This is a genomic window from Limosilactobacillus reuteri subsp. simiae, assembly GCF_020784875.1.
Lineage (GTDB): Bacteria > Bacillota > Bacilli > Lactobacillales > Lactobacillaceae > Limosilactobacillus > Limosilactobacillus reuteri_H.
Map to the genome: position 1 here is coordinate 257,693 of NZ_JAJGUI010000112.1, position 12,693 is coordinate 270,385.

Annotated in this window: 6 protein-coding genes; 5 read left to right on the forward strand and 1 reads right to left on the reverse strand. The window is 40.9% G+C overall.

All coding sequences use genetic code 11. The features are described from left to right. Positions 1–14: 14 nt before the first annotated feature. Positions 15–599 carry a GNAT family N-acetyltransferase gene (locus LMC10_RS09365; protein ID WP_229269652.1) on the reverse strand — a complete coding sequence of 195 codons (585 nt, stop codon included), beginning with the start codon at positions 597–599 and terminating at the stop codon, positions 15–17. Between the two features lie 139 nt (positions 600–738). On the opposite strand from LMC10_RS09365, the gene cls reads away from it, so the two are divergent. The 5 genes from cls (at position 739) to LMC10_RS09390 (ending at position 12,469) form a co-directional block, all read left to right on the forward strand. After that, positions 739–2,202, forward strand: a complete 1,464-nt coding sequence (gene cls, locus LMC10_RS09370; protein ID WP_229269653.1) for a cardiolipin synthase — start codon at positions 739–741, stop codon at positions 2,200–2,202. A 128-nt stretch (positions 2,203–2,330) separates the two neighbouring features. After that, a complete protein-coding gene (locus LMC10_RS09375) occupies positions 2,331–6,113 on the forward strand; it encodes a PD-(D/E)XK nuclease family protein (protein WP_229269654.1) in 3,783 nt (1,260 codons plus the stop codon). Then, complete coding sequence (gene addA / locus LMC10_RS09380; protein WP_229269655.1) at positions 6,113–10,291, forward strand: helicase-exonuclease AddAB subunit AddA; 4,179 nt, start codon at positions 6,113–6,115, stop codon at positions 10,289–10,291. The genes LMC10_RS09375 and addA overlap by 1 nt, the downstream gene beginning before the upstream one ends. Continuing rightward, a complete protein-coding gene (locus tag LMC10_RS09385; protein WP_229269656.1) occupies positions 10,292–11,227 on the forward strand; it encodes a LacI family DNA-binding transcriptional regulator in 936 nt (311 codons plus the stop codon). It abuts the gene before it with no gap. Positions 11,228–11,290: 63 nt separating this feature from the next. Further along, complete coding sequence (locus LMC10_RS09390) at positions 11,291–12,469, forward strand: acetyl-CoA C-acetyltransferase (RefSeq protein WP_229269657.1); 1,179 nt, start codon at positions 11,291–11,293, stop codon at positions 12,467–12,469. The last annotated feature ends 224 nt before the right edge of the window (positions 12,470–12,693 follow it).

Consider the following 12,693-nt stretch of genomic DNA (forward strand, 5'->3'; position numbering starts at 1 on the left):
ATTTTTTGTGCGTCCTATAGTTTATCAATCAATGGTTGCATAAAATTATTATTGATTCGAGTAAGCTTATGATGGCTTCCTAAGTTTAGTTCATATGCTAATCGCTCGGGATCATTTTGGTCATTAACTTTAATGATTCCTCGTCTTTTAAAGTTGAAATTTTCGACAATATGTTGCATCGCTTTATTGTTGCGGTGAGTGTCAACCCGAAAATTCTTAATTCCTTGCATTTGGCCAACTGTTAGCAAGTTAGAAAAGAGTAATTTACTAAGTCCTTGCCCACGATAATTACTGCTGATGGCGACCCGGTGAATGGTAGCGTAAGGTTCATCTGGTTGTTGCCACTGTCCCTGTATAATATTACGGTAGGTCGGTTCTGGGGTGAGCTGAAGAGTCGCAGTTGCCGCTACTTTATTACCATTAATTAATACCCAGTTTGTTTGCGTTGCAATATCTTGAGCAAAAGTTTCTCGATTTGGGTAACCGTTTTGCCATTGCGGACTGCCATTTTTCTTTAGAAGGTTCTTTGCATCATCAATTATCTTCATGATTGCCGCTAAGTCTTGGGTCTGGGCGCGGCGCAAATATATTTCTGCCATTAGTATCCTCCCTTGATTAATAATATTTCTATTGTACGACATTTAGCCTTATTCAGCGGAGAAAATAGGCGAGATTATATTTCAGAAAGAAGTAGTTTGCGTTAGAATGAAAAGCAATGAGATGAATGGAGGATAAGCGATGGCATTAACATGGACAATTATTTGGTGGTGTTTGCTACTGGTTATTCTCGTCAATGAAATTGCAGCCATTTATACTGTTTTCCGTGAAAAACGGGATATTGCCGCAACTTGGGCATGGCTGTTGGTGTTAATGCTGATTCCTGGGGTTGGTTTTATTCTATATGCTTTCTTTGGGCGAAAATTACCGCATAAACAATTAGCCCGAATAAAATCACAAACGCAGCTAAAATTAAAACAAGCACTAGAAAAGCAGAAGCAGCAATTCATCAATATGCCGAAGCCCAAAGACCAAACCGTTCAGATTTATCGACGAACCATCATGCTTTTTCAAAGTATTGATGACTCGTTTTTGACGCGGCACAATACCGTTAATATTTTTACAAATGGCAATGTGCTTTTTAAGCAAATGTTTGATGATATTGCAGCAGCGAAAAAGAGTATCCATATTGAGTTTTATACAATTTATAATGATCAAATTGGCAATGAATTACGAACTCTGCTTGAACAAAAGGCGGCTGAGGGAGTAGAAGTACGAGTTCTTTACGATTCATGGGGATCAATGGGAGTCTGGCCAAGCTTCTATGATCATTTACGGGAAGTCGGTGGTTATGCAGCCCCGTTCCTGATGTCCCGAAGTAATTTCTTTGATTTTCGGATAAACTACCGGGACCATCGGAAAATTGTTGTTCTTGATGGTGAAATTGGGTATGTTGGTGGTTTTAATGTTGGGGATCAATACCTAGGACGCGTTCCTAAATTTGGTCCATGGCGTGATACCCATCTTCGAATTGTCGGCGGTGGCGTTTATGGTCTTCAGCGACGGTTTATCGGCGACTGGAATGCATCAATGAAAAAGGATAAAGATAAGATTGTGCATTACCATCCTTACTTTCAACCAATTAGAGTTCATGGGGATGTTGCATTGCAGACTGTCTCTAGCGGTCCTGAAGCGCCTTTGGAAAAAATTAAAATGGGATATTTACGGCTAATTAATGCAGCGCAAGATCATATTTGGATTCAAACTCCTTACCTGATCCCCGACGATAGTATTTTGGATGCATTAAAAGTAGCGGCTCATTCAGGAATCGATGTACGGATAATGATTCCGTCCATGCCTGACCATGCCTTTGTATATCGGGCAACACAGTATTATGCTCGTGAGCTCGCTAATCATGGTGTAACAATTTATTACTATCAAAAAGGTTTCCTTCATGCCAAAACAATGATGATTGATGGTCGGATGGCTTCTGTTGGATCTGCTAACCTTGACTTTCGGAGTTTTAAATTAAACTTCGAAATTAATGCCTTTATTTACAATCAAAATACGGTAGACGATCTTGAGCAGATTTTTGTTAATGATATTCGTGAATGCCGGGTAATTACACCTGCAATGTTTGCTGAGCAACCGCGCTGGTTAAGAGTTAAGCAAACGGTTTCACGTCTGCTGTCTCCAATTTTATAATGATAGAGGGAGCGAGACAGAAGTCACGAGTGGCTTCTGTCTCGTTCCCGTTTTTTAGCTAAAGAATATATGTTCGTTTTATGATAAAATTAGAGGAGCAATTTAAGCGATAGAAAGGATTAAAGATTATGGGAACACTGGGATTTGTTTTAGGAACAGCAGCGATGGATCATCAGCAAGTGTTGATTGATCAATTAGTTGACCAGATAAAGAATGCATCTGCTGATGAGAGCTTTTATTATTTGGTGCCTAACCATATTAAGTTTGAAACTGAAATTAATGTCCTTGCTGGTCTTCGTGATCGTCAAGGACTTAGCGGAAGTGACCGGTTCGCCTCTTCACGCGTACAGGTACTTTCGTTTAGCCGGCTTGCTTGGTACCTTTTACGAGATACTCCAGCATTTCAAAAACAACACCTTTCTAAAATTGGGATGACGATGCTCACTTCCCAAGTTGTTCAAGAACAGGCAAGTGAGCTCCGTTTATATGCGAGCGAAATAAAACAAGCTGGATTTATTCAAAAGATGACAGCCCAGCTTGAAGAATTAAAAAATGCCAACATAACCGCTGATGACTTAACCGATATTATTTCCCGGGTGAAGTCAGCGAATGATCCAGCAGCTAATCAGGCGTGGCTAGCTAAAATGCATGATGTTGAAATTATATATCATGCTTATGAAGATCGGTTACGGGACCGGTACATTGGTAATAGTGAGTTATACCGGCAATTAGTGTCTTACCTTCAAAAATCACCAGAAGTTGCTAAGATGCACTTCTTTATTGACCGTTTTGCTCAATTTACTGCAAATGAACAACAGGTAGTGGATGCATTAATTACGAATGCCGCATCGACAACTATTTCTTTAACTCTTGATCGTGGATACCCAGACCAGAATCATCCAAATCCCCAGGAACTTCCTCCTAAAAATAATTTATTCTATTCCTCCGCGATGCAATTTCACCGTTTGTGGAAATTTGGCCAAATGCATCAAAAAGAAGTGAAGGTTTTGCAAAATGTAGCGTTTGCGACGGCTCCTCGCGTTGATGCGGAATTACAACAGGTTGATTCGTATTTTAAGCGTTATGCAAGCGAACCAATTGGCCCCGGCGAGCGGGAAGAATTTTCTTGTCCCCAAAATATTCAATTTATGACAACCACCAATCGGATGACTGAATTGAATAATGTGGCTACCCAGATTCGCCAATTAGTTGCTAGTGGTAAATATCGTTATCGTGACTTCCTTATTCTTAGTCGCCACCTTGACGGCTATCAAACAATGATTGAACCGGTTTTTGCGGCACATAATATTCCAGTTTTTAATGACCATGAACGCTTGATGGATAATCATCCGCTAGTAACGCTCCTCACAACATTATTAGAATTACCGCAGCGAGGCTATCGAACAGCGGATATCATCCAATTGCTGAAGACATGGTTACTTGTTCCACGGACAGGCACTGGTGATCTGATGGGACTAAGTGATTTCCAAGCAGCAGTTTTTACTACTGAGAATTGGTGCCTTAAGCAGGCAATTGAAGGAAAAAGTGCTTGGACAACTAATGATCCAGAAAAGATTAAGCAATTATGGCAGGCGCCAGGAACGAACCTGACAGATCCAAAATATGAACAGTCACGTTTAAAAAAATTAAATGACCAGTTAGCCTTTGTAAAAGATTTTGTTGCAAACCACTTACTCCCAGTTTTCGACCAGTTTAAACAAGCACAAACAGGACAAGAACTTGCTACTGCATTATACCAGTTCTTAGCTGCCATGGGAGTTACAGACCGGTTATATGCTTGGCAACAATACCAAAGTACCCGGGATTTAGACCTCGCGCGCCAACCACAACAAGTCTGGGCTACTTTTTGCCAAATTCTCCAAGAATATGTAGAAATTTTAGGCCAACAAGAACTGCGGAATGGAACTAGTGAGGTTCTTGCAGATTTTAGTGAATTGCTCCAGGCAGGGTTTGCGGCGGCTCAGTATTCCCAGATTCCGGCAACGTTAGACCAAGTGGTAGTCTCTGAAACTGGAATTGTCCAAAGTGAAAACCGAAAAGTAGTTTTTATGATTGGGTCAACTGATGATGTGATGCCTGAGATGCAAGAAAGTGATAGTTTGCTAACGGACCAAGATAAGGATATTTTGAGTGCTTATCTTGATGAAGATTTCCAATACCTTCCTGGAACGGCAATTGACCAACTGATTGATGAGCCATTTGTCCACTATACTGGTTTTATGAATGCTAAGGAACAGTTGATTTTCTCGGCACCGCAAACAGATAGTAATGATAAGGAACTCAGTATATCGCCATATATGCACGACATGGCTCGCTACTTTGGTCAATCGGTTCGTGAATATCCATTAGCTACTAGCAAGGCCGGACAAGAGAATGCTATTGATTTTGTTAGTGCCCCGCTTGCAACAATAAACCGGTTAGTTGAAGTTAGCCGGCAAATTCGTGATGAGCAAGGGGTTGGCATTGATCGTCAACCGGTCATGCCCGTTGGATGGCAAACAGTTGCTGAATCGTTGGTTAAGTTAGCTAAGCAATGGCAACAATCAGCGGATGCTAAGGTTCAAGCAGAAGGAATATCACTAGGTCAGCGTCTATCTTTAGTTGCTGCTGGTTTCCATTATCAAAATAAGATTGATTCCCTGGGAAATAAATTGGCTCAGGCACTTTATCTCCGGGCAGCTCCAGATGATGAGCGCGGGCGGGTATTATATGCCTCGATTTCGCAGTTGCAAGATTTTTATATTAATCAGTACGAATATTTCCTTAAGTATGGCTTGAGGTTGCAAAAACGAGATGAGTTAACCTTATCTAATGACCGTATCGGTACCTTCTTCCATAAAGCAATGGAGACTTTTGTTACAACAATTCGAGAAAATAATTTGTCGTTTGCAGACCTTGCCCACAAAGATAATCAGATGCAACGTGACCAGCTGATTGACCATGCATTAGTTACAGCGCAAGAGAATCAGCCAACTTTATTGCGTCTCATTAATTCTTCAGCCCAAGCCCAATTCCAATATCAGCAATTAACCGCCATTGTTAAAACAATGTTAATTACATTATGCCGTCAAGCTGAATATACCGGCTCACAACCAGTTAAAACCGAAGTTCAGTTTGGACGAATTGGTAACCAACAGCCGGGCAACCTTGGTTCTCTCGATTATCCGCTTAAAGATAATCATCATATTTATCTGCGGGGGCGAATTGACCGAATTGATAATCTTAAGCAAGGAAACAATAATTTCTTGACGGTCGTTGACTATAAGTCGAGTAATCATCTTTTTGACCTCACTTCGGCTTATTATGGACTCTCTCTCCAACTTTTAACCTACCTTAACGGGTTACAGGCAAACTTAACTGAATTGGAAACGAATAATCCTCGACTGGCAGGGGCATTATATCTTCGTTTGAATAATCCGACAATTAAGGCTGCCGAGTTAAAGAAAAGTTCCCTTGATGATTTGAAATTAAAAGAGCACCAATACAAGGGAATCCTCTTGAATGATCCACAATTATTGCGGGAGTTAGATAAGAGCTTAGATAAACAAGCATTCTTATACCCACTTAAGGAATATAAGAATGGAAAAATCAAAGCTAATAAAGAAGCGCTTCTCGTTACTCCGCAGCAACTTGATTGGCTGCAAAACATGAATAAGGAACTTGTAATTAATGCGGGTAATCAAATTTTGAGTGGTGACTTGAAACTGAATCCTTACCGGTTATTAACTGGAAGCAACCGCCGCACAGGACTTGATTATAGTGACTTTTTAGATGTATTTCAGTTTGATAATATGCTTGACCAGCAAAACTACCGCGACTTAAATCCTAATTTAGCAAAAGAAGCATTTGATAATGTAGTCCAAGACGATGATGAGGAGGATAAGAAGTAATGGCTGGATTTAAACCAACGCCTGCTCAATCCAAGGCGATAAATGACCGTGGCGAAAATATCCTAGTTTCAGCTTCCGCGGGATCAGGAAAAACGGCTGTGCTAGTAAATCGGACAATTGAATTGATTAAAGAAGGGCAAAGCATTGATCGAATGCTGCTCGTAACATTTACGGACGCAGCAGCAAAGAATATGCGGGATAAAATCAGGGCAGCCTTGCAGAAAATAGTACAAGATTCCGCTAATCCCAAAGATTTACGTGACCGGATGAGTAATCAAATTAACCGGCTTGCGGCTGCAGATATCAGTACAATTCATGCTTTTTGTTTAAAGTTAATAAAACGCTACTACTACTTGATTGACCTTGATCCACAATTTCGGCTCTTAACTGATGAAACGGAGCGATTGTTACTTCAAGAAGATGTCTGGCATGAAGTTAGCGAAGAACTATATAAAAATGCTGAAGAAAAAGTTTCGGGAAGAGCTTCCTTTAGCGAACTAGTTCTCAACTTTTCTAGTGACCGTGATGACCAAGGACTCGACGACTTGATTTTACGGTTATATGAAATTGCTAATGCCCAGCCTGATCCCGAAAAGTGGCTCCAAAAATTACCAGATAATTATGATTTAGGGTCGGGCTCACTATTAGAATCTAATTTTTATCAACAACAGCTAAAGCCCCTGGTCATCGAAAAGCTCAATCAGTTCATTCAAGATTATCGTGAATTAGCAACAAGAGCTAGTGATAACGGACTAGACCAAGCAGCCGAGGTTATTAAGAGTGATGAAGAGTTAATGCACCAACTTCTTTCTTCACTAGGGGGGATTACCGTCAGTGATGTTTGCCAAATGATGGCGCAGCAAAAGTTTGGTAGTTTTAGGGGACGACCAGTGGCAGATGATCCACGGATTGATGTATTTAAAGACATTCAAAAGCAGCGTAATCAGCTAAAGAAACAGTGGGAACAAATGGTTAGTACTTACTTGGGAAAGCAGGAAGCACAGGAACCAATTGCAAAAGAAGAGCTGCTAACTAAGCTAACGACTTTCAGTGATCAATTTACAGACTTGTTAAGCAAAGCAACTGAAAGTCAATTAGACGCTAAAACTGTTGATTCATTGCAAAAAGACCAGCAGATGATGCAGGAGCTTTTAGACTTATTGCAGCCACCTACTTGGAATACTATTCGGGACTTATTTGCTAATGCTAAATTTGCACGAATGGGTGGTAAACCGAAAGACGATGAGCTAGCTGAAGAAGTATATAAATCACTGGGAAGTGCTCGCACAGGGATAAAAAAGCAATTTGATCAGTTAGTCGATCGCTTCTTTAATTACCGTGAAGACCAATTTCGATTAATTTCAACGCATGCCCAGGAACTTTTACGCGAATTGAGCGCGGTAACGATTAATTTCCGTCGGCGGTACCAACAAACTAAGCTGAATCGGCATGCCCTTGAATTTAGTGACTTGGAGCACTACGCGTACGCCATTTTAACGCCACCAGACGACCAGCCAAACTGGCAAACCCTTGTCAAAGATCTACAAAATCATTATCAGGAAATTATGATTGATGAATATCAGGATACGAACCGCCTTCAAGAAAGTATTCTGATGAAATTGACATCTCCTGAACGCAAGAACCTATTTATGGTGGGGGATGTTAAGCAATCGATTTACCGATTCCGTGAAGCTGATCCAACATTATTTCTCGGGAAATATCAAAACTATCGTCAAGGCAACGACGGGGAAGCAATTGTTTTAGGGGAGAATTTCCGATCGATGACTAATGTGACGAGCTTTACTAATGTCCTTTTCGAACAACTGATGGATAGGGAAGTTGGGGAAATTGATTACGACGAAGATGCCCATTTAAAATATGCGGCAACTTATTACGAAGAAAATCAAGATAATAAGGTTCAACCAACAGAAGTGTTATTATATGACGCCAATGCCCTTGATACAGAAAAAGAAGATATTGAACACGAGGATGATAAATTAGCTGGAGAATTTCGGATGATTGGGATGCGAATTAAGCAGATGGTCGAAAATCAAGAGTTAATTTTTCATCCCGAAGATGGGCAGATGCATCCGATTCAGTACGGTGATATTGTTTTGCTTGAACGGACAAAGGCAATCAATAATTCACTGATGGAAGAGTTTAATAAACTTAATATTCCATTGACGGTTCATGATGTTGAAAGCTATTTCCAAGCTACTGAAGTGCGAGTAATGATGTCCTTGTTAAAGATAATTGATAATCCGCAACAGGATATCCCATTAGCTGCAGTTCTGCGGTCGCCGATTGTCGGGTTAACTAACCAAGAATTAGCTTTTATCCGTCTTCAGAATCGCTCTGTCGATTACTACGCTGCCCTGCAATCATTTATGGGTAATTATCAGCGAAAGGCGCTTCGCCATCAATCGCTACTTACTTCTGAACAGGTAAGTGCCCTCTATGAAAAAGTAGACCACTTCTTAGGCTTGCTTCGTGTCTTTCGACAAACAGCCCAACAACAAACTCTTGTTGACTTGATTTGGCAGATCTATGACCAAACAGGTTACCTTGATTACGTCGGAGCAATGCCAGGAGGCCACCAACGGCAAGCAAACCTCCATGCCCTTTATCAACGTGCACATTCCTATGAACAAAGCAGTTTTAAGGGCCTTTATCAATTTATTCGCTTTATTGAGAAAATGCAGGAACATGATAAAGATTTAGGCGTAGCACCGACACAGTTAACTGCAAATACGGTTAATGTTATGACGATTCACGGAAGTAAGGGTCTGCAATTCCCTGTGGTATTTCTAATTGATGCTACACATGGCTTTAACAAAGGAGCAACTCGTGAAAATGCAGTTGTCGATGCCGTTGCGGGGGTAGGAATTCGTTATATGGATGATCAACGGGTTATTTATGATACGCCACAACGGCAAGCAGTGATTGAAGAAATTCAACGCGGCGAACGGGCAGAGGATCTTCGGGTTCTCTATGTTGCACTGACCCGTGCGGAACAACGATTAGTTATTACGGGATCCTTTAATGAAGAAATGCGGACACAAAGTCTTGCTGGGTCATGGCAGCGGTGGCAAAAAGCTTATCAGAGTAAGAATTTACTAATTGGCCCGCAGCCACGGATCACTGCAAATTCATTTATGGACTGGGTCGGCCTTGCCCTGGCTCGTTATCCAGAATTTAATGCGCAACAATTGAGTCGTGGAAATGTCACGTTAGAAGAAAGCACTCTTGCTGATACTAAAGTTACTGGTTTGGCGGCTGATCCTCACTTTATTGCAAAAACATATACCGCACTTGATGTTAGCGATGGATTGGCAAAAATTGGGCAAAATGCTAGTGCTAATATAACGGAAAAGAACAATACAGTTGCAACTGATGCTTCTGAACAAAAGATTGAGCAAATTTTGCGCTATCGTTACTCCCATCTTGTCGCTACTAAAACAACTGCTTACCAATCTGTTACAGATGTAAAACGAGTCTTTGAAGATCCTGATACACGTGATATGGTGCGGTGGGATTATGATCAACAACAAAAGGTAAAGACACAAGGAATTTACTTAAATAATAACTTTGATGTCCCGGCTTTCATCCAACAGACTACTCATGAACCAGTAGCAACAGAAATCGGAACAGCAACGCACCTTGTTTTCCAAAAACTCCCACTTGATAAAGGTCCGATTAACGTTGAATTTGTTGACCAAGAAATTCAAAAATTAGTAGGAGAAAAATTGATCAATCCGGTTGTGGCAGCACGAATCAATCGTGAGGGAATAGTGGCCTTTTATCAAACTGCTGTTGGTCAGAAGATCTTAAAGCATCCAACAGATTATCATCGCGAAGTTCCGTTCTCAATGATTATGAATGGTCATGAATTATTTAAAGGGGTAAATGTTAGTGATGATGAACGTATTTTAATTCACGGAATCATTGATGGCTACTTAAGAACTGACGAGGGAATTATTCTAGTTGACTATAAGACCGATCACCTTAATAAAGATTACCGCGACTTTGATTTGGCACGGATAAAGGACCGATATCGGGGACAATTAGAGCTCTACAAAGAAGCTTTGAACCTAATGGAAGGGATTCCAGTTGTCCAAATGGGGCTTTACCTGTTAGAATTAGGAGAGTTCGTGTTATTTACAAAAGAGGGTGATTAGTTGGCGACAATTAAAGATATTGCACACAAAGCAGGGGTATCGGTTTCAACTGCTTCTCGAGCTTTAAACCATAATCCACGAATTAGTGAAAAAACACGACAACGAATAGCGACGATTGCTAAAGAGTTGGGTTATCAACCAAATTACAATGCACAGAACCTAACACGGGGCGAATCAAACATGGTTGGAATTATTTTTCCAGTAACCAGTGATACTGCGCCTGCCAACCCGTTCCATATTGACTTATTACGGGGAATTAGCATGGCATTAAAGCCAATTCACTATGAAATGGTTGTGGCAATTGCGCCAACTAAGACCGATCTTTTACAAAGCGTAAAATCGATGGTCGAACAGTCCAAGGTGCATAACTTTTTAGTACTTTATACGGTTAAAGATGACCCCATTACTAATTATCTGCGCCAAAATAACCTTAATTTTGTGGTAATCGGTCACCCGGATAAGGCCCAAGATCGGTTTGTCGACAATGATAATGTAGCGGCAGGGCAAGCGGCGACTGATTATCTGATGGATCATCAGGAGGTCAGTCACCCCATCTTTCTTCAATCTGCAAATAATTGGGCATTTGAACAAGATAGACATCAAGGTTATGAGCAGAGTATGCAAAATCACCAACTTCCTGCTCTTAGCTGGCAATATTCACCAACCGGGACCGTAGTTAAAGATTTTATTAAACAACATCCGCAAATCGATTCGATTGTTTGTGTTGATGACTTGTTGCTGGTACGATTAATACGGCAACTACAAGAATTTAATTTACCAACTATTTGTTTTAACAATAGTCGGTTGATGGGGATGTTAATTAATCAAGAAGAAAAGGTTGACTTACAACCCCGCAAATTGGGTCAGCAAGCGGTCGAATTGCTTTTTAATCCAGAAGAGCAGTATCGGATTGTTGATTTTAAAATAAATAGTTGATAGAAAGGACCACGGAATTACTTGCCACGGTCCTCTCTTACTTTTACATGGAGGGAAATCGGAATGGAGAAGGTTTACATTGTTGCTGCTCAGCGAACACCAATCGGTAAGTTTAACGGTCGGTTAGCTTCAAAGTCTGCAGTTGGATTAGGAGCGATTGCAATTAAAGCGGCTGTTGAAAAGGCAAAGCTCAGTGGAAACGATATTGACCAAGTGTTAATGGGGAATGTTATTCAAGCAGGGACTGGACAAAATCCAGCGCGCCAAGCATCAATGGCCGCTGGATTAGGTGAGCAGGTTCCGGCAATAACGATTAATGACGTCTGTGCGTCGGGAATGTCCAGTGTTGACTTGGCAGCAAGTTTGATTCGCGCAGGACAGGCTAATGTAATTGTTGCCGGGGGGATGGAAAGTATGTCTCAAGCTCCTTATGTTCTTCCTAAGGCACGGAATGGCTATCGATTTGGGAATGGAACCTTGCTTGATGCGATGCAAAGTGATGCATTAAATGATGTTTATGGCAGTTATCCGATGGGAATTACTGCTGAAAATATCAATGATAAGTATCAGATTACTCGTCACCAGCAAGACGAATTTGCTTTACTGAGTCATCAACGTGCAGTAAAGGCTCAAAAAGCAGGCTATTTCGATTCAGAAATTGTGCCAGTTGAAGTTAAGCAGAAACGAACCACCGTGACTGTAACGGTTGACGAAGCACCACGACCAGATACTTCACTAGCGGCTTTAGCGAAACTAAAACCAGCCTTTAAATCTGACGGAAGTGTGACTGCGGGAAACGCCTCGGGAATTAATGATGGAGGAGCTGCTCTGGTTCTTGCTTCTGAGAGTTCAGTCAACCGATTAGGATTAACTCCATTAGCTGAGTGGCAAGGATCTGCACTTGTTGGTCTGGATCCAGCATTAATGGGTCTGGGACCATATTATGCAATCAAGAAGCTCTTAAAAAATCAGCAGATGTCGGCAGATGACGTAGAAACTTACGAAATTAATGAAGCGTTTGCGACCCAAGCCCTTGTTTGTCAGGACTTGCTTCATCTTGATCCTAGTACTGTCAATCCTTGGGGTGGAGCAATTGCGTTAGGCCATCCAGTTGGGTGTTCAGGCGCACGAATTATCGTCACGATGATTAATGAAATGCATAAGGATAATCATGAACTCGGCATTGCTTCACTGTGTGTCGGGGGTGGGATGGGTGAAGCGGTTCTGCTTAGGAAAATTTAGTATTAAGAATAACTTTCATTGTAAAAGGCAAGTAATTGAGGAAGTTTGATTTTTCTCAATTACTTGCCTTCTTTATTTTATTAAGCTAAATATGTTTTAAATAATTAACTATAACGGGCCTGCTTTGCGGAAACTGAACAGCAATAACTTTAAATTATAAAAATCTGCAACCGTTTTCTAAAATTTTGCGCAAGCGGTTGCACAACAATTTTAAATTTGATATT